The organism is Mesorhizobium sp. WSM4820, from assembly GCF_055811075.1.
This window is the reverse complement of record NZ_JBVVQN010000002.1, coordinates 250301-275237: the sequence shown is the minus strand read 5'-3', so window position 1 is coordinate 275237 and position 24937 is coordinate 250301. Positions and strand designations below refer to the sequence as shown.

27 protein-coding genes are annotated in these 24937 nt (G+C 62.9%); 11 read left to right on the top strand and 16 right to left on the bottom strand.

Annotated elements, in window-relative coordinates:
• Position 1: 1 nt before the first annotated feature.
• The gene (locus tag AC0L2R_RS04695; RefSeq protein WP_473507882.1) at positions 2-1936 is read right to left on the bottom strand and encodes a bifunctional 5-dehydro-2-deoxygluconokinase/5-dehydro-2-deoxyphosphogluconate aldolase; all 1935 of its coding nucleotides are present in this window, start codon (positions 1934-1936) and stop codon (positions 2-4) included.
• 130 nt (positions 1937-2066) lie between these two features.
• Entirely contained in the window at positions 2067-2912 is an 846-nt protein-coding gene (locus AC0L2R_RS04690) for a MurR/RpiR family transcriptional regulator (protein WP_473507881.1), read from the bottom strand.
• 154 nt (positions 2913-3066) lie between these two features.
• Here AC0L2R_RS04690 and AC0L2R_RS04685 point away from each other — a divergent pair, with 154 nt between their 5' ends.
• Positions 3067-4176, top strand: a complete 1110-nt coding sequence (locus AC0L2R_RS04685; protein WP_473507880.1) for a Gfo/Idh/MocA family protein — start codon at positions 3067-3069, stop codon at positions 4174-4176.
• Between the two features lie 174 nt (positions 4177-4350).
• Here AC0L2R_RS04685 and AC0L2R_RS04680 read toward each other — a convergent pair whose 3' ends face one another.
• From AC0L2R_RS04680 to AC0L2R_RS04640, 9 genes are all read right to left on the bottom strand, one after another.
• Positions 4351-5442 carry a 3-deoxy-7-phosphoheptulonate synthase gene (locus tag AC0L2R_RS04680; RefSeq protein ID WP_473507879.1) on the bottom strand — a complete coding sequence of 364 codons (1092 nt, stop codon included), beginning with the start codon at positions 5440-5442 and terminating at the stop codon, positions 4351-4353.
• Between the two features lie 299 nt (positions 5443-5741).
• Complete coding sequence (locus AC0L2R_RS04675; protein ID WP_473507878.1) at positions 5742-6164, bottom strand: PIN domain-containing protein; 423 nt, start codon at positions 6162-6164, stop codon at positions 5742-5744.
• On the bottom strand, positions 6161-6445 hold the full coding sequence (locus AC0L2R_RS04670) for a type II toxin-antitoxin system prevent-host-death family antitoxin (RefSeq protein WP_473507877.1): 285 nt from the start codon (positions 6443-6445) through the stop codon (positions 6161-6163). Before AC0L2R_RS04670 ends, AC0L2R_RS04675 begins: the two co-directional genes overlap by 4 nt.
• 99 nt (positions 6446-6544) lie before the next feature.
• Positions 6545-7339, bottom strand: a complete 795-nt coding sequence (locus AC0L2R_RS04665; protein WP_473507876.1) for an SDR family oxidoreductase — start codon at positions 7337-7339, stop codon at positions 6545-6547.
• 23 nt (positions 7340-7362) lie between these two features.
• Entirely contained in the window at positions 7363-8364 is a 1002-nt protein-coding gene (iolG, locus tag AC0L2R_RS04660) for an inositol 2-dehydrogenase (RefSeq protein ID WP_473507875.1), read from the bottom strand.
• 125 nt (positions 8365-8489) lie between these two features.
• Entirely contained in the window at positions 8490-9257 is a 768-nt protein-coding gene (locus AC0L2R_RS04655) for an ATP-binding cassette domain-containing protein (RefSeq protein ID WP_287071025.1), read from the bottom strand.
• Positions 9258-9259: 2 nt separating this feature from the next.
• A complete protein-coding gene (locus AC0L2R_RS04650) occupies positions 9260-10336 on the bottom strand; it encodes an ABC transporter permease (protein ID WP_128168852.1) in 1077 nt (358 codons plus the stop codon).
• 153 nt (positions 10337-10489) lie between these two features.
• Entirely contained in the window at positions 10490-11431 is a 942-nt protein-coding gene (locus AC0L2R_RS04645) for a sugar ABC transporter substrate-binding protein (RefSeq protein WP_077374705.1), read from the bottom strand.
• 370 nt (positions 11432-11801) lie between these two features.
• Complete coding sequence (locus AC0L2R_RS04640; RefSeq protein WP_473507874.1) at positions 11802-12833, bottom strand: LacI family DNA-binding transcriptional regulator; 1032 nt, start codon at positions 12831-12833, stop codon at positions 11802-11804.
• 165 nt (positions 12834-12998) lie between these two features.
• Here AC0L2R_RS04640 and AC0L2R_RS04635 point away from each other — a divergent pair, with 165 nt between their 5' ends.
• The 3 genes from AC0L2R_RS04635 to AC0L2R_RS04625 are packed head-to-tail and all read left to right on the top strand — an operon-like array spanning position 12999 to position 15713.
• A complete protein-coding gene (locus tag AC0L2R_RS04635) occupies positions 12999-14108 on the top strand; it encodes a fatty acid desaturase family protein (RefSeq protein ID WP_287298818.1) in 1110 nt (369 codons plus the stop codon).
• Positions 14109-14163: 55 nt separating this feature from the next.
• Positions 14164-14478: a MocE family 2Fe-2S type ferredoxin gene (locus tag AC0L2R_RS04630; RefSeq protein ID WP_023796929.1), complete on the top strand. Its 315-nt coding sequence runs from the start codon at positions 14164-14166 to the stop codon at positions 14476-14478.
• 5 nt (positions 14479-14483) lie between these two features.
• Positions 14484-15713, top strand: a complete 1230-nt coding sequence (locus AC0L2R_RS04625) for an NAD(P)/FAD-dependent oxidoreductase (RefSeq protein ID WP_473507873.1) — start codon at positions 14484-14486, stop codon at positions 15711-15713.
• A 256-nt stretch (positions 15714-15969) separates the two neighbouring features.
• Here AC0L2R_RS04625 and AC0L2R_RS04620 read toward each other — a convergent pair whose 3' ends face one another.
• The 5 genes from AC0L2R_RS04620 to hslV all read right to left on the bottom strand — a co-directional run bounded on the left by AC0L2R_RS04620 (position 15970) and on the right by hslV (position 20288).
• Positions 15970-16929, bottom strand: a complete 960-nt coding sequence (locus AC0L2R_RS04620; RefSeq protein WP_473507872.1) for a DUF1402 family protein — start codon at positions 16927-16929, stop codon at positions 15970-15972.
• A 245-nt stretch (positions 16930-17174) separates the two neighbouring features.
• Positions 17175-18488: an ATP-dependent protease ATPase subunit HslU gene (gene hslU / locus AC0L2R_RS04615; protein WP_023796926.1), complete on the bottom strand. Its 1314-nt coding sequence runs from the start codon at positions 18486-18488 to the stop codon at positions 17175-17177.
• Between the two features lie 4 nt (positions 18489-18492).
• Positions 18493-19092 carry a DUF2585 domain-containing protein gene (locus AC0L2R_RS04610; RefSeq protein WP_023796925.1) on the bottom strand — a complete coding sequence of 200 codons (600 nt, stop codon included), beginning with the start codon at positions 19090-19092 and terminating at the stop codon, positions 18493-18495.
• A gap of 40 nt (positions 19093-19132) precedes the next feature.
• Positions 19133-19663: a GNAT family N-acetyltransferase gene (locus tag AC0L2R_RS04605; RefSeq protein ID WP_473508069.1), complete on the bottom strand. Its 531-nt coding sequence runs from the start codon at positions 19661-19663 to the stop codon at positions 19133-19135.
• Positions 19664-19736: 73 nt separating this feature from the next.
• Complete coding sequence (gene hslV / locus AC0L2R_RS04600) at positions 19737-20288, bottom strand: ATP-dependent protease subunit HslV (RefSeq protein WP_023796923.1); 552 nt, start codon at positions 20286-20288, stop codon at positions 19737-19739.
• A gap of 238 nt (positions 20289-20526) precedes the next feature.
• Here hslV and hisB point away from each other — a divergent pair, with 238 nt between their 5' ends.
• The 7 genes from hisB to hisF are packed head-to-tail and all read left to right on the top strand — an operon-like array spanning position 20527 to position 24929.
• On the top strand, positions 20527-21126 hold the full coding sequence (gene hisB / locus AC0L2R_RS04595) for an imidazoleglycerol-phosphate dehydratase HisB (RefSeq protein ID WP_091592962.1): 600 nt from the start codon (positions 20527-20529) through the stop codon (positions 21124-21126).
• Positions 21127-21129: 3 nt separating this feature from the next.
• On the top strand, positions 21130-21606 hold the full coding sequence (locus AC0L2R_RS04590) for a DUF2628 domain-containing protein (RefSeq protein ID WP_473507871.1): 477 nt from the start codon (positions 21130-21132) through the stop codon (positions 21604-21606).
• Position 21607: 1 nt separating this feature from the next.
• Positions 21608-22258: an imidazole glycerol phosphate synthase subunit HisH gene (hisH, locus tag AC0L2R_RS04585; RefSeq protein ID WP_128168855.1), complete on the top strand. Its 651-nt coding sequence runs from the start codon at positions 21608-21610 to the stop codon at positions 22256-22258.
• A gap of 3 nt (positions 22259-22261) precedes the next feature.
• Positions 22262-22552, top strand: a complete 291-nt coding sequence (locus AC0L2R_RS04580) for a DUF1330 domain-containing protein (protein WP_023796919.1) — start codon at positions 22262-22264, stop codon at positions 22550-22552.
• A 3-nt stretch (positions 22553-22555) separates the two neighbouring features.
• The gene (gene hisA, locus AC0L2R_RS04575; protein ID WP_473507870.1) at positions 22556-23305 is read left to right on the top strand and encodes a 1-(5-phosphoribosyl)-5-[(5-phosphoribosylamino)methylideneamino]imidazole-4-carboxamide isomerase; all 750 of its coding nucleotides are present in this window, start codon (positions 22556-22558) and stop codon (positions 23303-23305) included.
• The gene (locus AC0L2R_RS04570; protein ID WP_473492736.1) at positions 23302-24138 is read left to right on the top strand and encodes an arginase family protein; all 837 of its coding nucleotides are present in this window, start codon (positions 23302-23304) and stop codon (positions 24136-24138) included. The genes hisA and AC0L2R_RS04570 overlap by 4 nt, the downstream gene beginning before the upstream one ends.
• Complete coding sequence (gene hisF, locus AC0L2R_RS04565; protein ID WP_473508068.1) at positions 24135-24929, top strand: imidazole glycerol phosphate synthase subunit HisF; 795 nt, start codon at positions 24135-24137, stop codon at positions 24927-24929. Before AC0L2R_RS04570 ends, hisF begins: the two co-directional genes overlap by 4 nt.
• Positions 24930-24937: the final 8 nt, after the last annotated feature.

Below are 24937 nucleotides of genomic sequence, written 5' to 3'. Positions count from 1 at the left end.
CTTACGCTGCTTTGCGGCCGCGCGCGGCAAGCCATGCCTCGGTCAGCCCCTCGAAGCGCGACGCCATGTCGGCCACCGCCTCCTCGTCCGACATCTTGCCGGCAAGCCATTGTTCGGCCGCGTTGATGAAGATGGTGCGACCGACGGCGAAGCCCTTGACGATGGGCGCCTTGGCGGTGGCGGCAAAGGCCGCTTCCAGCTCGTCCTGCGGCGCTTCGAGGCCGAGCAGCACAACCCCGCGGCACCACGGATCGTTCTTCAGGATCACCGCTTCGATCTTCGCCCAGGCCCCGGCTGAGGCCTGCGGTTCAAGCTTCCACCAGTCGGGCTTGATATCAAGCGAATAGAGTTCCTCCAGCGCCCGCGGGATCGTCGTGTCGTCGAGCTCGCCGTGCTTGCCGGCGATGATTTCGATGAGAAGTTCTCTGCCTACTTTCCGCGCGGCCCCGAACAGGCTTTTGAGCTTCTGCTGCTGCTCGGTCTTCAGCGCCTCCGGGTCGTCGGGGTGGTAGAAGCACAGGCACTTGATGCAATGGTCGACCGGCCACTCAATCAGTTGCGAGCCGATATCCTGCGAGAATTCGAAACGAAGCGGCCGCGATCCGGGCAATTCGACTGGCCGGCCAAGCCAGGCGAAAGGGCGGCGGGCGAATTCGAACATCGCCTCGCGGCCGTATTTTTCGTCGAGCAGCATGCCATAGCCGGCGCGGCCGGCGGCAACCTTTGCCGCCGCCTTGACCGTCAGCACCTTGAAATCATGGATGCGCGACGGGTCGGCGCCTGCCTTCGCGGCGACATCGTCAAGCTGGATGCGGTGATCGCAGGCCAGCGCCATCAGCGAGGGTATGTCGCGTCGGCGCGTCGTCGCCCAATGGATATGGTTGATCGCCTCGTCCTTGCGCAGCGCCAGGTGCCTGCTGCCGTTCTTCAGGAAGAACTGCAATTCCTCGAAGGTCGGGTATTCCGGTGCACAGAGCAGCCGCGAAACGGCGAAGGCGCCGCAGGCGTTGGCCCAGGTCGCTGCCGTCTCCAGGCTTTCGCCGCCGAGCCAGCCGCGCAAAAAACCCGACATAAAGGCATCGCCGGCGCCGAGCACATTGTAGACCTCGATCGGAAAACCCTTGCCAACGATCCCGTCCTCGAGGTCGTCGCTGATCGGCCCGTCATAGACGATGCAGCCCATGGCGCCGCGCTTCAAGACGATCGTGGCCTTGGACAGCGAGCGGATCGTCTTCAACGCGCTCAGGCACTCATCGGCACCGGAGGCGATCATGATCTCTTCTTCGGTGCCGACGATCAGGTCGCAGTCGGGCAGCACTGTCTTCAGCTGGGCGGAGACCCGGTCGGATTTCACATAGCGCTCGAAGCCTTCGGCATGGCCGGCAAGGCCCCACAGATTAGGGCGGTAGTCGATGTCGAACACCACTTTGCCGCCCGTGGCCTTGATGGCACGGATCGCCTTGCGTTGCGCGGCGTCGCTGTTGGGCCGCGAAAAATGCGTGCCGGTGACGACGATCGCGCGTGCCGAAGCGATGAACGTCTCATCGATGTCGTCTTCCGAAAGCGCCATGTCGGCGCAGTCGGTGCGATAGAAGATCATCGGCGACACGCCCTCGTCCTCGACAGACAGCAGCACCAGCGCGGTCAGCCGGTCCGGATCGGTCCTGAGGCCGTCAACCGAAACCCCTTCGCGCGTCAACTGCTCGCGGATGAAGCGGCCCATCTGCTCGTCGCCGACGCGGGTGAGCAGCGCCGAGCGCAGGCCGAGCCTCGCCGTGCCGACCGAGATGTTGGCCGGACAGCCGCCGACCGACTTGGCAAAGGAGGTGATGTCCTCCAGGCGCGAGCCGATCTGCTGGCCATAAAGATCGACCGAGGCGCGGCCGATGGTGATGACGTCGAGCGGCGCATGTTTCGCGTCCACGGCTTCGCTCATTCGAACCTCCCATCAGCCTTGTTGTCTTGGGTAACACGCGCGAGCGGCAGCGTGGCGCCGGCAATATGAAATAATAATTCCAATCGATAGTCAATATGGAACGCGCGTTCCTTTGCTGAAAAGTAGCCTGTCAGGCCCTGCGCTTCCCGCCGGAGTCGCGCCGCTTTTCGCCAACCGCAACGGTCAGCGCCATGGCCAGCGCCATCGTCGCCGACAGCGAGCGGAAGCCGGCGAAATCGGCCTCGGCGACCTCGAACCAGACTTTGGCGAACTGGGCGAGCGGGGAAAAGGAACTGTCGGTGATCGCTACGATCGGAACGCCTTGCTCCGAGATGAGGCGCGCCTCCTCGATTGCCGCCGGGGCATAGGGCGAGAAACTGATGGCGATGACGGCATCCCTGGGCGAAGCAAAGCTGATCATCTCGGCGTTGAGGCCGGCGGCTGATTCGATCAGCTGGTTGCGGATCTTGAGCTTGCCCAGCGCATAGGCGATGTAGGAGGCGACCGGATAGGAGCGGCGCTTGGCCAGCACATAAATCGTCTCCGCGTTCGCCAGCAAGGCGATGGCAGCTTCGAAATGGTCTTCGTTCAACCTGCCTGAAATATCGTTGAGCGAGGTACTCGCCGCGGCGACGAAGCCGTTGAAAATCGCCCGGTGACCGGCGCCTTCCTCGGCCTTGGCGCGCAATGCCGCGAGCCTTTCATCATAGGACGAATTGCGCTCGCGCAGGCGCTCGCGAAACACCAGTTGCAGGCTGGTGAAGCCGTCGAAGCCGAGCTGCTGGGCGAAGCGGATCAAGGTCGAAGGCTGGACGCCGGCGGAGGCGGCGATGCTGGCGGCGGTGCCGAAGGCAATATCGTCGGGATTGTCGAGCGCATAGGCGGCGATCTGCGCGATGCGCTTGGGCAGGCTCTGGCGCCGTTCCAGGATCGTCGTACGCAGCGTCTCGAAATCGCGGGGCACCCGTTCGTCCATCGTCGCTCCGCCCAGGTCCATCAGTCGATGCCGTGTGATGCCCCATCATAGCGAGCCTGTGCAAGAAGGCCATAAAAAATGAGCCATGCGTTCCATTTCTGGAAAAAATGGACTAATTCATCCACGCAACCTTTCTGGCAGTGGAGACAAGGAAATGGTCGGAGTCGGTCTTATCGGCACGGGGTTCATGGGCAAGTGCCATTCCATCGCCTGGAACGCGGTCGGCACCATCTTTCCCGACGTGGCCAAGCCAAGGCTGGTCCATCTCGGCGAGGTCGATGACGACCTTGCCAAGCGCCGGGCAACTGAGTTCGGCTTCGCCAAGGGCTCCGGCGACTGGCGCGCCGTCGTCGATGACCCGGACGTCGATATCGTCTCGCTGACCACGCCGAACCAGTTCCACCCGGAGATGGCCATCGCCGTCCTCGAAGCCGGCAAGCATCTGTGGTGCGAAAAACCGATGGCGCCGAGTTTTTCCGAGGCGCAAGCCATGGCGGCCGCGGCCAAAAAGTCCGGCAAGGTGGCCGCGCTCGGCTACAACTACATCCAGAATCCGGTCATCCGCCATATCGGTGCGCTGCTCGACGAAAAGATCATCGGTGAAATCAATCATCTGCGCATCGAGATGGACGAGGATTTCATGGCCGACCCGGAGGCGCTGTTCTTCTGGAAGCACGAGGCGGCGTCCGGTTACGGCGCGCTCGACGATTTCGCCGTGCATCCGTTGTCGCTGGTCTCGGTGCTGTTCGGCCGCGTCGCCCGCGTCATGTGCGACATGGCAAAACCCTATGCCGATCGCCGCGTCGCATCAGGCGGGCGTCGCGCGGTCGAGACCTACGACATCGCCAGCGTGCTGATGCATCTCGAAAACGGCATTGCCGGCACACTGCTGGTCAACCGTTCGGCTTGGGGCCGCAAGGGCCGGATCGCCATTCAGATCTTCGGCTCGAAGGGCTCGATCCTGTACGACCAGGAGCGGATGAACGAGTTCCAGCTTTACGTGACAGCCGACCGCCCGACCGAGCAAGGCTATCGCACCATCCTGGTGGCGCCGCACCACAAGCCCTACGACGCCTTCCTGCCGGCGCCCGGCCACGGCCTCGGTTTCAACGACCTCAAGATCATCGAATGCCGCGAGCTTTTGACGCGGCTGGCCGGCAAGCCGGCGCGGATCATCGATTTCGACGAAGGCCTCGAGATCGAGCGCACGGTGCATGCCATGGCGCGCTCGTTCGAGGAGCAGCGCTGGGTGGATGTGAGGTAACGACCCGCAATCCGAGCCTCGACGCCACCCATGCCAGAGCAAGGGAGAGCTTGTGTTGGAGAGCGCCAACTGTCGATATTGACGCAGCCCCTCATTGCCCATGAGGGGCGGCGCCGGCCTTTCAAAGCCAAGCAGCAAGGTAGCAACCGCCCGCAACATTCCGTGCCAACCGCCTCAGGCGGCTCCCGGACGGCTGGCGATCAGGGCGCGTCGCGCTGACCGGCGCCGCTCGACGGCGTCGGCAAGGCCGTGCAGCACCGTCTCGGTGGTTGTCCAGTCGATGCAGCCGTCGGTGATGCTCTGGCCATAGACGAGCGGCTTGCCAGGCATGACCTCCTGCCGGCCGGCGACGAGGTTGCTCTCGATCATGACGCCGATGATGCGTTCGTCGCCTGCCGCGACCTGGCCCGCCACGTCAGCCGCTACCTTCGGCTGATTCTCTGGCTTCTTGTTGCTGTTGGCGTGGCTGACATCGATCATCAGCCGGGGCGCGACACCGATCCGGGCGAGTTCCGCACTGGCGGCGGCGACGCTTGCCGCGTCATAATTGGGCTGAATGCCGCCGCGCAGGATGACGTGGCAGTCCTGGTTGCCGGTCGTCGTCGCGATGGCGCTGCGCCCGCCCTTCGTCACCGCCATGAAATGGTGCGGCTGGGCGGCGGACTTCACCGCCTCGGCGGCGATCCGCAAATTGCCGTCGGTGCCGTTCTTGAAGCCGACCGGGCAGGACAAGCCGGATGCGAGTTCGCGATGGATCTGGCTCTCTGTCGTGCGCGCACCGATCGCGCCCCAGGCGACGAGGTCGGCAATGTATTGCGGCGTGGCCATGTCGAGGAATTCGGTCGCCGCCGGCAGGCCGAGATTGTTGACGGCGGAGAGCACGTTGCGCGCCATCCGCAGGCCCTTGTCGATGTCGAAGCTGCCGTCCAGGTCGGGATCGTTGATCAGGCCCTTCCAGCCGACCGTCGTGCGCGGTTTCTCGAAATAGACGCGCATCACGATCTCCAGCCGGTCCGACAGGCTCTCGCGCAGCGATGCCAGGCGGCTGGCATAGTCCACGGCAGCGGCCGGATCGTGGATCGAACAGGGGCCGACGACGACGACCAGCCGATCGTCAGCGCCGGTCAGCACGGCGTGGATAGCGTTGCGTGACGCGGCAACGGTGCGCGTCGCCGTCAGCGTGCGCGGTATCTCCCGCATCACGTCGTCCGGCGTACTCAGCTCTCGGATTTCCTTGACCCGAAGATCATCTGTGGTGGTCAACACGGCTTTCTGCTCCTGGTTGGGAGACCTGCCGGCTGAAACAAAAAAGCCGCCAGGTCTGGCGGCTGTTCGGATGTTGTTGCTGCAATCTTCAGATCGAGCGCAATCCTCCCGCCGCCAGCGAGCTGCCATAGCTAAAGTACCAGAACGAGGCGGTCAGGTGGATCATGCCAGCCCTATAGCCGAAGCCAAGGTGCTTGTCACGCGTCCAGGCGAGATTGGGGAACAGGTCTTCTCCGTCCTGAAGCGCACCCCCTCCTTGCTTCGGGTCGCCTAAGGCCCAACACACTGCGCCAAGCGGTTCATGCAGTCCAGGGATTGAAGAGTTCGATTTCAAAGCCTTCGAAATCGTTGGTATTGCGCGTTGCCAAGGTGAGCTCCTGCGCGATCGCGGTGGCGGCAATCAGGCCGTCCATCGACGACAGACCGCGACCGCGGCGCTTCGCAAGGCCCATCAGGTCTCCCCAGGCCAGCGCAACCGGTTCGTCCACAGGAAGAACCCGCTGTTCGAAACGCTGCGGCAGGTCTTGAGCGAGCCATTGGGCCAATGCCTCGCGTTTCCGGCCCTCATCCATGAGGGCGACGCCGCGTCGGATATCGGCGATCGACACGACGCTGATGAATGAGCGGTCCTCATCAAGTCCGTCCAGCCAGTCCAGAACGCGTGCGTTCGGCGCCGGCCTTGTCACCTCGGACAGGACATTCGTATCGAGCAGTAGCCTCACAGCGGCAGATCACGCGGTTCGTCGCGCTGACGCTCAAGGTTGAGATCGGTGCCGCGCAGCGGCGACTCCAGCAGGAACTCAGCAAGCGTACCCTTGCGTACGGTCTTTCGCTGCCATTCCTCGACCGAGACCACAACCACGCTTGGTTTGCCGTTTCTGGTGATCGTCTGCGGCGAAGACTGCGCACGCTCGATAACCTCCGAGAGCCGGGCTTTTGCCCCAGCGACTGTCCAGTTGCTATCCTCTTTGGGCTCAGACAGAATTTCGACCTCCGTGACCATTCTGACCATCGTGACTATATGGGAATGGTGATACGGCGGCAACAGGGAAGGAGAGCGGTTTTCAGAGCCCGGGTGCCTTGGTGAGTTTGGTCGAACCGATCATTCCGGCGAAGACCCTGCAATGGTTTGGTCGTAGTCGACCAGCGAGCCGGTCATGACGCCGGACTGCGGGCCGATCATATAGCTGATCAGCCGGGCAAGCTGCGCCGGCTTCACCAACTGGCCCATCGGCTGCGCGGCCTCGGCCTTTTCCAGCCAGTCGTCCGGCGCGTCGTGCCATTTCTTCTGCACGATCGCCTCGCCCTCGGTATCCATCCAGCCCGGCAGCACGGCGTTGCAGCGGATGCGATTGCTGCGGTAGGCATTGGCGACATTCTTGGTCAGCGTCGCCAGTGCGCCCTTGCTCGACGAGTAGGGCGCCAGGAACGACTGGCCGCAATGCGCCGACATCGAAAGCACGTTGACGATCGAGCCAGGCGCCTTGCGGTCGAGCAGATGCGCCACCACACCCTGCATCAGGAAGAAGGGGCCGCGCACATTGGTCTGGAAGATCTGGTCAAAAAGATCCTCGGAGGTCTCGACCAGTGAGCCGCGGGCCGAGGTGGCGGCGGCGTTGACCAGCGCATTGACGGTGCCGAAATGAGCGATCGCCGTTTCCACGACCCGCTTGCAGTCGGCCACCACTGAGACGTCGGCGCTGATGAAGATGGCGTCGACGCCGTCTTTCGCAAGTGCGGCGACCGCCTTGTCGCCCTTCTCCCTGGAACGGCCGACCAACGCCAGGGCGCGGCAGCCCTCGTCGGCCAGCACCTCGGCGACGGCGAAGCCGATGCCTTGCGCGCCGCCGGTGACGATGGCGCGTGTTTCTGAATTGCGACCGGCGGAACCGTTCATCGCCTTGCTCCTGTGCTTGATGGTCAGACTGTCTTGTCGAGGCGGACGGTCTTGCCTTCCCTCGCCGATTTCAGCGCCGCGTCCGCCAGCCGCAGCGCGACCAGCCCGTCCGCACCGCTTGGCGCCGCCTTGTTGCCTGACGTCGCCGCCGCGATGAAGGCGGCGATCTCGTTGGCATAGGCGTCGAGGTAGCGGGTCATGAAGAAGTCGTGCAGCGGCGGGCGCGTATAGCCCTTTTCATTGGCCAGCTCGATCGACACCGGCCGCTGGTTCTCGGCCGCAACCATGCCTTTCGAGCCATGCACCTCGATACGCTGGTCGTAGCCGTAAGTGGCGCGTCGCGAATTGGAGATGATGCACTGCTTGCCGGAGGCGGTTTCGAGGATGACGCTGACGCTGTCGAAGTCGCCGGCCTCGCCGATCTTCTTGTCGACCAGCACCGAGGCGTGGGCGCTGACCGCCACCGGCTCCTCGCCGAGCAGGAAGCGCGCCATATCGAAATCATGGATGGTCATGTCGCGGAAGATGCCGCCCGAGCGGCCGATATAGTCGAGCGGCGGCGGGCCGGGATCGCGCGAGGTGATGGTCACCATCTCGACCGTGCCGATGGCGCCGTCGTCGATCGCCTTGCGCACGGCGGCGAAATGCGGATCGAAGCGGCGGTTGAAGCCGACCATCAAAGTGGCGCCGGCCTTGTCGACCACGGCCAGGCATTCTTCCACTCGGTCGGCGTCGAGGTCGATCGGCTTCTCGCAGAAGATCGCCTTGCCGGCCTTGGCGAACCGCTCGATCAGATCGGCATGGGTGTCGGTCGGCGTGCAGATGATGACCGCATCGATATCCCCGGCTTTTTCGATGGCCTCGATGCTGCGCACTTCGGCGCCATAGGCCGACGCCAGATCGGTCGCCGCCTTCTCGAATGCATCGGAAACTGCGACCAGCCTGGCCTGTGGATTGGAACCCACGGCGCGGGCGTGGACCTTGCCGATGCGGCCGGCGCCGAGAAGAGCGAAGCGGAGAGACATGGAAATTTCCTTTGTGATGGTTCGAAATGGAAGTGCGTCTTTACTGCACCGTTCAGGGCAAGGCGCAGTAGATTTTCTTATTGCAGCTGATCGGCGACGGGCCGATGACCCGCCGCGCATCCGCCTTAAGCCGCAAGTTCCGCCTCCCCGGTCTTGGAGCCGGTAATGTAGGAGACGATGTCATTGCCGTCGGTGTCCTGCTTGCGCAGGTTGGCGACGATGCGGCCGCGCCGGAAGACAACGATGCGGTCGCAAAGGTCGAACACCTGTCGCATGTTGTGGCTGATCAGGATCAGCGGCTCGCCATTGGCCTTCAGCGTGCGGATGATGTTTTCGACCTGCATCGTCTCCTGCACACCAAGCGCTGCCGTCGGCTCATCCATGATGATGAGCTTGGACGCGAAAGTCGCGGTTCTGGCGATTGCCACGCACTGGCGCTGGCCGCCCGACATGTGGCGGATGGTATTGGAAAGATTGGGAATCTTCACCGCCGTGCGGATCAGCGCTGCCTCGGTCGCCTTGCGCATGAACTTGCGATCGAGGATCGAGAAAGGCCCGAGATTGAACAGCACCTTTTCGCGGCCGAGAAACAGGTTCGACGGCACGTCGAGATCGTCGGCAAGCGCCAGGTTCTGGAACACGGTCTCGATGCCCGCCTCGCGCGCCGCGATCGGTCCGGCGAAGTTGACTTCCTTGCCGTCGAACCAGATCTTGCCGCTGGTGCGCTGCTCGACGGCGGTGATCTGGCGCACGAAGGTCGATTTGCCGGCGCCATTGTCACCCATGATGGCGACATGCTCGCCCTTGCGCAGTTCGAAATTGGCGCTTTCGAGCGCATGCACGCCGCCATAGTATTTGGTCAGGTTTTCGGTCTTCAGGACGATGTCTGACATGGTCAAGCCCTCATTGCCCGCAGGCGCTGGCGCCACTGGTCGAGAACGACTGCGCCGATGATAATCACGCCCTTGACCATCTCCTGGTAGTAGGCGTCGAGGCGCAGGAAGGTGAAGCCGGAGATGATGACGCCGAAGATCAGCGCACCGATCACCGTGCCGATGATCGAGCCGCGCCCGCCCGACAGCGAGACGCCGCCGATGACCGCCATGGCGATCGCGTCCAGTTCGTACATCACGCCCATGCCGGCCTGAGCAGTGAGGTTCTTGGAGCTCAGCACCACGGCGGCCAGCGCGGCGAGGATGCCGGCAATGACGAAGACGAGGATCTTGTGGTTCTTGACATTTATGCCGGACATGCGCGCGGCGTCCTCGTTGGAGCCGATGGCATAACAGTGCTTGCCGTATCTGGTGTATGACAGGATCAGCTGGAACAAAATCGCCAGCGATATGAAGATGATGACCGGCATCAGCCCCTTGCCGATGGCGGCGAAACTCTCGGTGGGAAACGAGATCGGCTGCCCCTTGGACCACCATTTGGCGACGCCGCGCGCGGTGACCATCATGCCGAGCGTGGCGATGAACGGCGGAATGCGGGTGTAGGCGACCAGCGTGCCGTTGATCAGGCCCGCCAGCAGGCCGCAGCCGATCGCGACAAGCACCGGCACGATCACCGGCAGGTCGGTCCAGCCCTGCTCGATGAACATCGCCTTGGGGTTCGGGTTGCCGTTGACCGTCGCCACCTGGGCGAAGCTCATGGCGATCATCGCCGTGGCGCCGACGATCGAACCAGAGGAGAGGTCGATGCCGCCGGAAATGATCACCTGCGTCACGCCGATGGCGATGATGCCGACGATCGACACCTGCAGGATGATGATCTGCAGGCGCGCCTCGTTGAAGATCGTATCGACATTGGCGCGGGTGTTGAACAGGAAGCTGTCGCCAAGAAAGACGCGGCCTATCAGCTCGAAGGCGCCGACCAGGATGATGAGCGCCAGGAAAACGTTGAATTCGGCAGGCCATGTCCGCTTTTTCGCATCATAGCTCAGTCCGCCGACGCCATGGGTTGTCTGTGTCAACTCTTGCTTCCTCCATCAGCCGTAGTCGCCCTCCCGCGGCCTGTTTCGGCGACGAGGGGAAAGAGGAGCGGCGTTTTTTGTTTTTCCAACATCGGATTCTCAAAACGGTCCGATGCTCTGCCGCCGCTCCCTATCGAAAAACGGTCCTCTGCCTCAGTTCTTCTGCAGGAACTTGTCGATGTTTGCCGGCGTGACCAGCTGGAAGGGGATATAGACCTTCTGCTCGACCGCCTCGCCCTTGGAAAGCTTGAGCGCCGCGTCCAGCGCCCCGGCGCCTTGGCCGGCCGCGTCCTGGAACACGGTGACGTCGAGATCGCCCGCCTGCATCGCGGCAAGCGCGTCCTGGGTGGCGTCCACGCCGCCGACGACAACCGACTTCATGTCGATGTTGGCAGCTTTCATGGCCTGGATGGCGCCGATGGCGCTCTCGTCATTGTTGGCGATCACGCCATCGAACGGCGCGCCGGTCGACAGCCAGTTGGTCATCAGGTTCTGTGCTTCCTCGCGTTTCCAGTTCGACGTCTGCTTGTCGATGATCTTGATGAAGCTGCATTCGGGAGTGGCGATCACATCGTCAATGTCCTTGGTGCGCTGCACCGCGGCCTGGTTCGACAGTTCGCCCATGATCACGTAGACATTGGCCTCGGTCTTGCCGGCTTCTTTGAACAGGCGGCAGACTTCCTGGGTCTCGAGAGTGCCTGACTCAACCTCGTTCGAGGCAACGAAAGCCTGGTTGTCCGGCAGCGTGTCGACATTGACCGGCTCGCGGTTGACATAGACCAGCGGAACGTTGGCCGCAGCGGCGGCATCCGACATTGCCTGGGTGGCCGAGGTGTCGACTGGATTGACGACAATCGCGTCGACGCCCGAGGCGACGAAGTTCTTGATCTGGTCGAGTTGCTTGGCGACGTCGTTCTGCGCGTCCTCGACCTGCAGTTCGACGCCTTCCATGCCTTTGGCCTGCTCGATCATGCCGTTGCGCAGCACGGTGAGAAAATTGTCGTCGAACAGCGCCATCGACACGCCGATTTTGGCAGCGAGGGCGGACGAGCTCATCAGCGCCAGGAATGCGGCGCCCAACAGCAGCTTTTTCATTCTATTTCTCCTCCACAGAATTGGTGTCCGGCTGCACCGATCTACCCGGAATCCCCGATCTCCCCGGGAATCTCTCCCGATTGCTTCTCCGTTTCCGATGGCGATTTCCGCGTTGGCTGGGGAGGCCAAGCCCTCCGTTGAAACGCATGTCCGGAACGAAAGAACCAAAATACCTAGTGGGTGAAATATTTATTCCATTCTTCGGGCGGGCGTCAAGGAGAATCCGAAAGCGGCTGCCGGATTTTTCGGACAACGCGGCTGAGGGCCGGCAAACCTTCTGCAAGAATCCATCAGGCTGATGGTTCACATCACTGCCGACGCCCCGATCTAAACAGGATGTCTTGGCTGAGCCCAGATGTTCTGCCCGAGCCTAGATGTTTTCCGGCAGATAGATGTCGAAGGGCAGGAAGGTCTGGCCCGGCGCATTGGCGGCGCCTGCCTCGATGGCATGCACCATCAGCCCGACAAGTTCGCGGCATAGTGCTGCCAGCGGCGTCGAAATCACCATGGTCAGGATGTTGTCGGCGAGCGCCGCGCGCGATTCGGCGTTGATCTCGTTGCAGACGACCACTGGCATGTTTGCCGGCTTGGCCGCCCGTAGCGCGGAAACCGCGCCTTCCATGCCGCCGCCAGCGACATAGCAGCCGGCCAGATCCGGGTACCGCGCCAGAAGATCGATCATTGCATCATGGGTCACCTGGTTGGCTTCCAGGTTGACCAGCGTCTCCATCACGGTGAATTCCGGCGCATGCTCGCGGAAAAACGATCTGAAGCCGATCTCGCGCAGCTCATGGCCATGGAAGCGATGGCTGCCGACGAAAAGGGCGACCTTGCCGGGCTTCCTCGCCGCTCTGGCGATCATCCAGGCCGCGGTACGACCGACCTTGCGGTTGTCGAGGCCGACATAGCCCTCGCGGATGCCGGCTGCAAAGTCGGATAGCAGGGAGAAGACGGGTTGCCCCCTCGCCTTCAGGGTCTCGACGGCCGCCGTCAGCGTTGGATGGTCCGGACCGACAAGGGCGACTGCCCTGGATTTCGCCGCCAGCTTGCGCATCTGCGCGGCGATCTCGTCCGGGGCCAGCGAACTGGCGAAATCGATGGTTGCGACGCCGCGGAAGCGCTGCGACTGCGAAACAGCCAGTTCGATCTCCCGGGCGAAATCGCTGTAGAAAACATCATTGCCCCTCAGCAGCAGAAAGCCGAGCCGGTATTCCGGCAGTTCCTGGCGCATCCGCTGCTTGATCAGCCCGGCGGCGTGGTAGCCGATGCTGGTGGCGGCCTCATAGACGCGGCGCGCGGTTTCCTCGCGCACCGGCAGGCGATTGTTCAGCACCCGATCGACAGTGGCGACGCTGACCCCCGAAATACGCGCCAGATCGGTGATGGTCGGCCGTTTTGCCATACGCTTCCTGCCTGATTGCCTGTCATAGGCTATACATCATTCTGATGGGAAATGATAGAAACTATCTTCATGATGTTGAGCCTATCACGGCTTGGCGTTATTTTAGGGCATAAGCACCTGTGGCAGAGGCACCCGTTTCGACGGATGCCGACGGAGGCAGCCTCAATGGAAGCGACACTATCCGCAATGCCGTCCCGGCGAGACTACAGCCTGCTCGGCCGCGACGCGAAACGCGCCGTCGAGACCGGGCTGGCGGCGGCCGAATGGTATCATACCGACGTGCCCCGCAAGCAGATGAAGGAGCTGATGCAGCGCTCCGATGGGCCGGCGATCCGCGACACCATCATCTGGCTCTCCGCCCTGGTCCTGAGCGGCGCCGGCGGCGCCTGGTTCTGGGGCACATGGTGGTGCGTGCCGTTCTTCTTCGTCTATGGCGTGCTCTACGGCTCTTCCACCGATTCACGCTGGCACGAATGCGGCCACGGCACCGCCTTCAGGACGCAGTGGATGAATGATGCGGTCTATCAGATCGCCTGCTTCATGATCATGCGCAACCCGGTGACCTGGCGCTGGAGCCATACGCGGCATCACACTGACACGATCATCGTCGGCCGCGATCCGGAGATCGCGGTAATGCGCCCGCCGGACCTGTTGCGCGTCGTGCTCAATTTCTTCGGCATTGTCGATGCCTGGCATGCCATGAGCGACATGGTGCGCAATGCGGCCGGCATCATCAGCCCGGCGGAAAAGACCTTCATTCCCGAGCAGGAGCAGCCAAAGGCGATCCGCATTGCCCGCATCTGGACCGCGATCTATGCGGCGACAATCGCGCTGGCACTTTATAGCGGCTCGTTCCTGCCCTTGATGCTGGTCGGTCTGCCCAGGCTTTACGGCGCCTGGCATCACGTCATGACCGGCCTGCTGCAGCATGGCGGCCTCGCCGAAAATGTCATCGACCACCGCCTCAACAGCCGCACGGTCCACATGAACCCGATCAGCCGCTTCATCTACTGGAACATGAACTACCATGTCGAGCACCACATGTTCCCGATGGTGCCCTATCACGCGCTGCCGAGGCTGCATGAGCTAATCAAGCACGACCTGCCGGCGCCGACGCCATCGATCCTGGCGGGCTATCGCGAGATGGTGCCTGCCTTCCTGCGCCAGCTGCGCAATGAAGACTATTTTCTCAAGCGCGAACTGCCGCCGACTGCCAAGCCTTATCGCGAGGAATTCCACAACGATAACGACGCCGTCGCGGCAGCAGCCGAATGATTTGCGCGCCTGTGCCGGGGCATGTTGACCAAGAAAAATTCTGCCGGGAGGACCAATGAGCGACTGGGTCGAGGCCTGTGGTGCCGATGACATCGACGAAGAGGACGTGATGCGGTTCGACCATGACGGCCGCACCTTCGCCATTTATCGCAGTCCCGACGACGAATATTTCGCGACGGACGGCCTTTGCACGCATGAGAAGGTGCATCTGGCCGACGGGCTGGTGATGGACGACATCATCGAATGCCCGAAGCACAATGGCCGCTTCAACTACAAGACTGGTGCAGCCAGGGGCGCGCCGGTCTGCGTCAATCTCAGGACCTATCCGGTCAAACTCGACGCCGGCAAAATCCTCATTCAGATCGGGTGACGGTGATGGCGAAAGGAATGCTCATCATCGGCGCCGGCGAATGCGGCGGGCGGGCTGCCCTGGCGCTGCGCGATCTCGGGTATGATGGCCCGGTGACGCTGGTCGGCGACGAGCCGCATCTGCCCTATGAGCGGCCGCCGCTGTCGAAGGACGCGATGGCCGGCGATGCGCCGGTGATCAAGGCGATCGCCAGCGACAAAATCCTGGCCGAGAGATCGATAAGGCACATCCATTCGGTTCAGGCGGTGGCGATCGACCGCGCTGCGCATGGTGTGCGCCTGTCGGACGGCTCGGCGCTGCTATACGACAAGCTGCTGCTGGCGACCGGTTCCCTGCCGCGCAGACTGCCAATGCCGGGCCTCGGGCCGCGTTGTGCCTATCTCCGGACCTTCAACGACGCGCTGGCAATTCGAGCCCATCTCCGCGCCGGAAACCGCATCGCCATCATTGGCGGCGGCTTCATCGGTCTTGAGCTCGCCGCCGCAGCACGCAGACTGGGCGCAGTTGTCACCGTCATCGAGGCGCAGCCGCGCATCCTGATGCGCGGCGTGCCGGCCGAGATCGCCAAGATCGTCCACGAGGCGCATGAAGCTGAAGGCGTCAAAATCCTGTGCGGCGACGCAATCGCCGCGATTGCCGATGACGGCGCCGAGGTGAGCATCGCGCTTGCCGGCGGGCAGGACATCGTCGCCGACCTGGCGGTGATCGGCATCGGCGCTGTGCCGGTGACCGGACTTGCCGCAGAAGCGGGCCTAACGATCGACAACGGCATAGCCGTCAATGCCGAGCTTCGCACCAGCGATCCGGATATCTTTGCCGCCGGCGATTGCTGCTCGTTTCCGCTTGCCGTCTATGGCGGCCGGCGCGTGCGGCTGGAGGCCTGGCGCAACGCGCAGGAGCAGGGCGCGCTGGCGGCCAGCAACATGCTTGGCGCCGGTGAGGCCCACTCGGCTGTGCCATGGTTCTGGTCGGATCAGTACGGCCTGACCTTGCAGATATCTGGGCTGTCGGACGAGGGCAGCAAGGTCGTGCGCCGCGACCTCGACGACGGCGCCTTCATCCTGTTTCACCTGGCGCAAGACGGCAGGCTGGTCGCAGCGAGCGGCATCGGTCCGGGCAATTCTGTCGCCCGCGACATCAGGCTGGCCGAGATGCTGATCGCAAAAAGGGCGAAGCCGGCGCCTGAGGCGCTCGGTTCGCAAATGATCAAGCTGAAGTCGCTGCTGGCGGCGTGAGCCTGGTGCGTGCCGATTGTCGAAAGCCGGCGCCGCCCCTCATTGCCCTGCCGGGCATTTCTCCCCGTAAACGGGGAGAAAGAAGCTGGCCGCAACCCTGGCGTTCTTTTTGCAACCCTGGGCGATTGGGGAAATCCTTTGCGAAGGCGTCCTTCTCCCCGTCGCTATACGGGGAGAAGTGCCCGGCAGGGCGATGAGGGGCAGCGCAAACGGCGAAGAGGCGACTTCGAGCTCAAAGTCCAGATATCAACACCCACTAAAACAGCGCGTTGAGCTCCGGCAGTTTGTCGTTGACCAGCCAGCCATAGTAATTTTCCTCGGGCAGCTTCTCCGGTTCGCCCGCGGCGCGGCGCCTGTCGTTTTCGGCCTTCAGCGCATGCGCACGCTGTTCCGGATTGCCGACATTGTAGAGGGTCGATGTGATGCCGGGATTGCCCGATATGTCGAAGCCGGCAATGCTCTGATAGGCATCGATCGATTTCCGGATCGTCGCCGCGACATAGTCCAAGGTCAGGTCCGGATCCATGATGGTCTTGTAGACCGCGTTCGGATCGCCGACGTCGAGCTTCGGCAGGCCGGACACCTGGTGCACGAGATCGCTCATCTGCAAGGCGGTCAGCGGATTGAGCTGGCCCAGGCCAAAGGTCTGGCCGGCATAATAGGGCTGGAAGAAAGTCGCGCCGAAGCGGTCGTCGGGGAAGCTTGTCCCCCCGACAGTCTTGCCGCGAAAGGAAAGGTTCCACACCTGCTCGCGGCATTCCCAGAGCTCGTAACTATCCGATTTGCCGACGCAGTCCTGGAATTGCGGCCGTTGCACGAAATCGGTGATGTCCTCGCCTTCATAGGCGAAGGACAGCTTGCTCGACAGATAGGAGATCGCCTTGACGTAGTAGGTCTGCAGCCGGTCGTAGGCGTCGACATTGTAGGTGTGCTCGCCGACGATGGCGCCGACGATATGCATAGGATCGATGCCATAGGTCGCTGCTGCCTGCTCGATCTTGCCGCGAAGACCGGCGTCGTGCTGCAGCAGCGCATAGACCTTGCGGTATTTCGACTGGAAGGTGGTGTTGGTGGCCTGGGTGCGCCGGCTTGAGGCGCCCGGTATGTTGGGCTGCTCGACATGACTGTTGCCCGGCGGCACCATCGTCGCCGCTTCGGCGGCGAACATGGCTGTCGCCAGCGTCAGCCCGAGAGTGACGAGGATCGTTTTTTTCATGCGCCGCCGCCTGCAACAACGCATGACCCTCGGAACCGATTCTCGGGGGTCATGCGCAGAACCAACTGTACAGCGTCCTTTGCGCATCCAAAAAGCTGCGCGGCGCTGGTGTTGCCGGCAAACTAGGTAAAGCTGCAACGGGAGTCGAGAGCCCCGTCGCCCGGCAAGACAAAAGCTGGCCAGATGCTTCCATTTGGCCACACGTGCCGGCTCCGCCGGTCCGACTCTTGCGGATGGATTGCCTGCTACAGGATGAATCGCGACAGATCCGTGTTTCTCGACAGATCGCCGACATGCTTCTCCACATAGGCGGCGTCGACTGTCACCGACGTGCCGTGGCGGTCCGGCGCGTCATATGAGATCTCGTCCAGCACCCGCTCCATCACCGTCTGCAGTCGCCTGGCGCCGATGTTCTCGACGCTGGCGTTGAGATCGACGGCGATGCCGGCCAGTGAATCGATGGCGTCGTCGGTGAAGACGAGATCGACGCCCTCGGTCTTCATCAGCGCGATGTACTGCTTGATCAGGCTGGCCTCGGTCTCGGTCAGGATGCGGACGAAATCGTCCTTCTCCAGCGCACGCAGCTCGACGCGGATCGGCAGACGGCCCTGCAGTTCGGGCAGCAGATCGGATGGCTTGGCAACGTGGAACGCGCCCGATGCGATGAACAGGATGTGATCCGTCTTCACCGGTCCGTATTTGGTCGCGACCGTGGTGCCTTCGACAAGCGGCAGCAGGTCGCGCTGCACGCCTTCGCGGGAAACACCGGCGCCCATGCCGCCTTCGCGTGAGGCGATCTTGTCGATCTCATCGAGGAAGACGATGCCGTCGTTTTCGGTCGATTCGAGCGCCCTGCGCACCACCTCGTCCTGGTCGAGCAGCTTGTCGGACTCGTCGCCGACCAGCACCGCGTAGGATTCCTTCACCGTCGTCTTGCGGGTCTTGGTCTTCTGGCCGCCCATCGCTTTCGACAGCATGTCGTTGATGTTCAACACGCCGATATTGGCGCCCGGCATGCCGGGGATCTCGAAGCCGGGCATGCCGCCGGTGCCGGTATCGCTCACTTCGATCTCGATCTCCTTGTCGTCGAGCTCGCCGTCGCGCAGCTTTTTGCGGAAACTGTCGCGCGTCGCCGGGCTCGCCGTCTTGCCGACGAGCGCCTCCAGCACGCGTTCCTCGGCATTGATATGGGCCCGCGCCTTGACGTCCTCGCGCATCTTCTCGCGCACCAGGCCGATGGCGATCTCGACCAGGTCGCGGATGATCTGCTCGACGTCGCGGCCGACATAGCCGACCTCGGTGAACTTGGTCGCCTCGACCTTGACGAACGGCGCACCGGCAAGGCGCGCCAGGCGGCGCGAGATCTCGGTCTTGCCGACGCCGGTTGGGCCGATCATCAGGATGTTCTTCGGCATCACCTCTTCACGCATCTGGCCTTCGAGCTGCTGGCGGCGCCAGCGGTTGCGCAAGGCGATGGCCACGGCGCGCTTGGCGTCCTTCTGGCCGATGATGAAGCGATCGAGTTCCGAAACGATTTCGCGGGGCGAGAATGTGGTCATATCGCTAAATTCCACTTTGCCACTGCCGGATGGACTCGAACGGATGCAGCAGCATGATCACGTTGAGTGTCAGATTGTCCCTGATGATGTAGCCGACACCGAATTCGAAGATGAGAGCGAGCGTCACGATCACCCATATAGGAAGCCTGCGCGCCATCACAAATCCCAGCACCATCGCCAGCGTGTCCGCCACCGAATTGATGATGCTGTCGCCGTAATAGTCGAGCGAGATCGTGCCGGCGCGGTAGCGCTCGATGATCAACGGGCTGTTCTCGAGAAGCTCCCAGCCGCCCTCGATGACGACGGCAAAAGCCAGCCTGAGCCCGATCGGCGAGCGCGGGAACAGAGCCCACGCCAGCGCGTAGAACAGGAAGCCGTGGATGAGGTGCGAGAATGTGTACCAGTCGGAAATATGCTGGGAATTCTCCGAGCTCTGCACGATGCCGTGCCACAGCTTGACATAGCCGCATTCGCAGATCGGCGTTCGGCCCATGCCGTAAAGGGCTCCAGCCTGGAATATAATCAGGCCGAGGACGAGCAGAAGTCCCATCCGCCAGCTGTCTTCATAGGCCGAGACGGTCTTGTCGGCGCCGCTTGTACTCATGCTGTTACTGCCCCTCTTCGGCGCCTTATTCGGCGTCACCCTATTCGATATTGCCCGCTTGGGCGTCGCCCTCTTCGGTGTCAATTGCCATCAGCACGGCGTCGCCATATTCCGATTGCCTGCGATCGATAGCTCTGAACCCGGCCTTTTGATAGGCACGGATCGCTCGTCCGTTGGATGGATCCGGGTCGATGATGACACGCGGTGCCCCTTCCTCGAACAGCTGTTCCACGAACTGCCGGACAATTGCCGAGCCGTGGCCGCGTCCGACAAGCTCGGGCCTGCCGATCGACAGATCGATGCCGAGCGTGCCGAAAGGCTGGTCGCTGTAGGGGTGGCCGTCCTCCAGATGCGGATCGTAGCTCTGCATGTAGCCGATCGGCTCGCCGTCGAGCTCGATGATCAGCGGCTCGACGGAAATGCTGTCGATGTGCTCGCGGATCTGGGCGATCTCCGTCTCGGGATCGTCCCACCACTCCGCGACATGCGGCTCGGCCAGCCAGGCCGCGATCATCGGCAGGTCCGCCTCGGTCACCGGTCGAAAATCATATCTATTTTCTCGTTTGGCCATGATCTCATGCGAACCGAAGGTCAGCGAAGCAAAAACCGGTTTCCACTCTTCGGGATCATGGCCAGCGGCCGGCTCAGCCGGCATCGAGGATTTCGATGACAAAATTGTTGTTGGTGTAGACGCAAATGTCGGATGCGATCTGCATCGCCTTGCGGGCGATTTCTTCGGCATCCTTGTCGGTGTCCATCAGCGCGCGCGCCGCGGCCAGCGCATAATTGCCGCCCGAGCCGATCGCCATGACGCCATGTTCGGGTTCGAGCACGTCGCCGGTGCCGGTCAGCGCCAGCGAGACCGACTTGTCGGCAACCAGCATCATCGCTTCCAGCCGGCGCAGATAGCGGTCGGTGCGCCAGTCCTTGGCGAGTTCGACGCAGGCCCGCGTCAATTGCTCCGGATATTGTTCGAGCTTGGCCTCCAGCCGCTCCAGAAGCGTGAAGGCGTCAGCGGTGGCGCCGGCGAAACCGGCAATGACATTGCCGCTTTTGCCGATTCGGCGCACCTTCTTGGCGTTGCCTTTCATGATCGTCTGGCCAAGGCTGACCTGGCCATCACCGGCGATCACCACCTTGCCGCCCCTGCGCACGGTCAGGATCGTCGTGGCGTGCATGGTCAGTTCGTTCGACATCTCTGCTCCGATCAGCACCGGTCCCGACAAGGCGATTGGCGCATAACGAGTGACTTGATCGACCCTATGTATGCATAGGTCCGACGATTGCCAACCGGTCATCGGCCAGGCTCGATACTGCTTGGCACGGCAACTGGCAATCACCGGATCATGCTGCTAGAAGGCTCTCGTTTTCAAGCATGTGGACGCTTTCAAGCATGTGGACGCTTGAACGCCGGAACTCTGGACAAGGATGAGCATGCCGCCCCGTTCCGCCAACGCAAGCCGCAAGACCAGGGAAACCGACATCTCCGTATCGGTCCAGGTCGACGGCTCGGGAAAATCCGATATTTCGACGGGCGTCGGCTTCTTCGACCACATGCTGGACCAGCTGTCGCGCCATTCGCTGATCGACATGACGGTCAAGGCCAAGGGCGACCTCCACATAGACGACCACCACACGGTCGAGGACACTGGCATCGCGCTCGGTCAGGCGCTGGCCAAGGCACTAGGCGAGCGGCGCGGCATCATGCGCTATGCCTCGATCGATCTCGCCATGGACGAGACGCTGACGCGCGCGGCAATCGACGTTTCCGGTCGGCCTTTCCTTGTCTGGAACGTTGTGTTCTCGTCGCCGAAGATCGGCACGTTCGACACCGAACTGGTGCGCGAATTCTTCCAGGCCCTGGCGCAAAATGCCGGCATCACGCTGCATGTCACCAACCACTACGGCGCCAACAATCACCACATCGCCGAGACCTGCTTCAAGGCGGTGGCGCGTGCGCTGCGTTTCGCGCTTGAAAGCGACCCGCGCCAGCCTGACGCGGTTCCTTCCACCAAGGGATCTCTGAAGGGATAGGCCATGGCCGTCTATGTCGTGATGGAACCGCCGGGCCGCGGCGAAAAGCCTGACACAACGGCCTTTGTCCGTGATGGATTTTCCTGGCTCGGCTTCCTCGTGCCGCCGCTGTGGCTGCTCTGGCACCGGTTGTGGATCGAGGCAGCACTGGCGTTTGTCGGTATGGCTCTGCTTTCGATGCTTGCCGAAGGGCTGAGCCTTGGGCTGGCCGGCCCGCTGCTGTCGCTGCTGGTGTCGCTCTATGTCGGGCTGGAAGGGCAGGCGTTGCGGATCGCCGCGCTGCGCCGTCGTGGCTGGCACGAATGGGGCGTCGTCGAGGCCGACAGGCTCGACGATGCCGATACGCGCTATGTGCTGGAAGCCGAAGCGCGTGCGGATGAGTCAGCGCCAGTGCCGCGCATCGTTCCGGACGCTGCCCATGCCCGGCCGGCACACACAGGCTTGGTGCTCGGACTGACGCACACGCCGGGAAGACCCTGACATGCGGGTCGCGATCATCGATTATGGCTCGGGCAACCTGCGCTCTGCCACCAAGGCCTTCGAGCGCGCCGCGCACGAGGCCGGCATCGCCGCCGCCATCGACCTGACCGCCGATGCCGAGCGTGTCAGAACCGCCGACCGCATCGTCCTGCCCGGCGTCGGCGCCTATGCCGATTGCGCGGCCGGGCTGCGCGCCGTGGCCGGCATGTGGGAAGCGGTCGAGGAGGTCGCGATCGTCAAGCGGCGGCCGTTCCTCGGCATCTGCGTCGGCATGCAGCTGATGTCGGAGCGGGGCCTGGAAAAGACTGTCACAAAAGGCTTTGGCTGGATCGCCGGCGACGTCAAGGAGATCACCCCGGCCGATCCTGCGCTAAAAATCCCGCAGATCGGCTGGAACACGATCGAGCTCACGCGCAAGCATCCGCTGTTTTCCGGTATTCCGACAGGCAGCAAGGGGCTGCACGCCTATTTCGTTCATTCCTACCATCTCGACGCGCAGAAGCCGGACGAGGTGCTGGCGATCGCCGACTATGGTGGTCCGGTTACAGCTGCTGTTATCAGCGACAATCTCGCCGGCACGCAGTTTCATCCCGAAAAGAGCCAGGCGCTTGGCCTGGCGCTGATCACCAATTTCCTGCGCTGGAGGCCCTAAGAAATGAGCAAGAAAGGCTACTGGATGGCGATGGTCGATGTCCGCGATCCCGAGGGCTACAAGCAGTATATCGAGGCGAACGCGGCGGCTTTTGCGAAATATGGCGCGAAGTTTCCCGTGCGGGCGGGGCGTTATGCGAACCCGGAAGGGCCGACAGGCAACCGCCACGTCCTGGTCGAGTTCGAGTCCTACGACAAGGCGATAGAATGCTACGAATCGCCTGAATACCGGGAGGCATTGAAGTACAGGCTTGCCGCCTCGACCGGTCACTTCGTCATTGTTGAAGGCGCCTGAACGGTGATCCTGTTCCCGGCCATCGACCTCAAGGACGGCAAGTGCGTGCGCCTGAAGCACGGCGATATGGCGACCGCGACGATTTACAATGACGACCCGGCCGCGCAGGCCAGGGCTTTCGAGCAACAAGGCTTTGAATGGCTGCATGTCGTCGACCTCAACGGCGCCTTCAAGGGCCAGAGCGTCAACGGCGCGGCGGTCGGCGCCATTCTCAAGGCAACGAAGAACCCGGTGCAGCTCGGCGGCGGCATCCGCACCCTGGCGCAGGTCGAGGACTGGCTCGATCGCGGCCTGGCCCGCATCATTCTCGGCACGGTGGCGGTGCGCGATCCGGATCTGGTCAGGCAGGCCTGCAAGGCATTCCCGGGCAAGATCGCCGTCGGCATCGACGCCAAAGGCGGCAAGGTGGCGGTCGAGGGCTGGGCCGAGGCCTCTAGTCTCGGCGTCATCGAACTGGCGAAGAAGTTCGAGGGCGCCGGCGTTGCCGCCATCGTCTACACCGACATCGACCGCGACGGTGTGCTGACCGGCATCAACTGGGACGCCACCATCGATCTTGCCGACGCCGTGTCCATCCCGGTCATCGCCTCCGGCGGGCTGGCCTCGATCGCCGACATCGTGCGCATGACGATGCCCGATGCGCAAAAGCTCGAAGGCGCCATCTCAGGGCGTGCACTTTATGACGGACGTATCGACCCGGCCGAGGCATTGGCGATCCTGGCGGCCGGACCGGAGAAGGCGAGGGCGCGATGAAACTCTCGATCATCCTCGCACCCTATGACAGCGGCCTTTACCATGCCGGCTTTGGCCAGGGCCCCGACGCCATCATTGCCGGCGGCCTTGTCGACGAACTTGCCCTGCGCGGCCATGATGTCATCGTCGAGGACATCGGCGAGGTCGGCGATGCCCAGAGACGCGAAATCGCGACAGGTTTCGCGGTTTGTCGGGCAGTCGCCACCAAGGTCGACATGGCGCGCGACGATGAGCGTTTTCCCATCGTGCTCGCCGGAAATTGCCTGACCGCCGCCGGTGCGGTGGCTGGCGACGCCGCTGATTCGATCATCTGGATCGATCAGCATGGCGATCTCAACACGCCCGAGACGTCCGCCTACGGCTTTCTCGACGGCATGGCGCTGGCGACGACGCTGGGGCTCTGCTGGCGGCCGATGACGTCAGCGATTCCCGGCTTCCAGGCGATCGACCCGTCGCGGTGCATGCTGGTCGACGCGCGCGACCTCGATCCAGATGAAAGGCGGCTTCTCGAGACGTTGCCGATCATTCGCGCCCAGTGGACCGATGCACTCGACAATGTCGGAAAGCTCAAGGCGGCCGGCGCGGCCCAAGTGCATTTGCATCTTGATCTGGATGTTCACGATCCGGATGTGCTGCAAGTGAACCGCTATGCGCTGCCGGGAGGTCCAAATCCGGAGCAGCTGCGGCAACTGGTTTGCGGGCTGGCCAAGTCGATCCCAATCGTCGGCATCACCCTGTCCGCCTATGATCCTGCCTTTGACGCCAAAGGCGAGGTTCCGCCTGTCGTTGGGCAATTGCTTGGCGATTTTCTTGCCGCGCATGCGAGGATCTGATGCTGAAAGCCCGCGTCATCCCCTGTCTCGACGTCAAGAACGGCCGCGTCGTCAAAGGCGTCAATTTCGTCGACCTGATCGATGCCGGCGATCCGGTCGAAGCGGCCAAGGCCTATGATGCCGCCGGCGCCGACGAGCTCTGCTTCCTCGACATCACCGCCTCGTCCGAAAATCGCGAGACCATCTTCGACATCGTCGCCCGCACCGCCGAGCAATGCTTCATGCCGCTGACCGTCGGCGGCGGCGTGCGCCAGGTCGGCGACATAAGAAAGCTGCTTTTGGCCGGTGCCGACAAAGTGTCGATCAACACGGCGGCAGTGAGGAATCCCGATTTCATCGCCGAGGCGGCCGACAAGTTCGGCAACCAGTGCATCGTCGTCGCCATCGATGCCAAGATAGTGTCAGGCGAAGGCGAGGCCGACCGCTGGGAGATTTTCACCCATGGCGGCCGCGAGAAGACCGGCATCGACGCGGTCGAATTCGCTCAGCAGATGGTCGATCGCGGCGCCGGCGAGATCCTGCTGACGTCGATGGACCGCGACGGCACCAAGGCCGGCTACGACATCGCGCTCACCCGCGCGGTCGCCGACGCCGTGCGTGCGCCGGTCATCGCCTCCGGCGGCGTCGGCACGCTCGATCACTTGGTCGAGGGCATTCGCGACGGCCATGCCGGCGCGGTGCTGGCGGCATCGATTTTCCATTTCGGTACGTACAGCATTGCTGAAGCCAAGTCGCACATGGCCCGCGCCGGCCTGCCGATGCGACTGGACTCGTCAGGGGATCGGCTCTAAAGCATGAT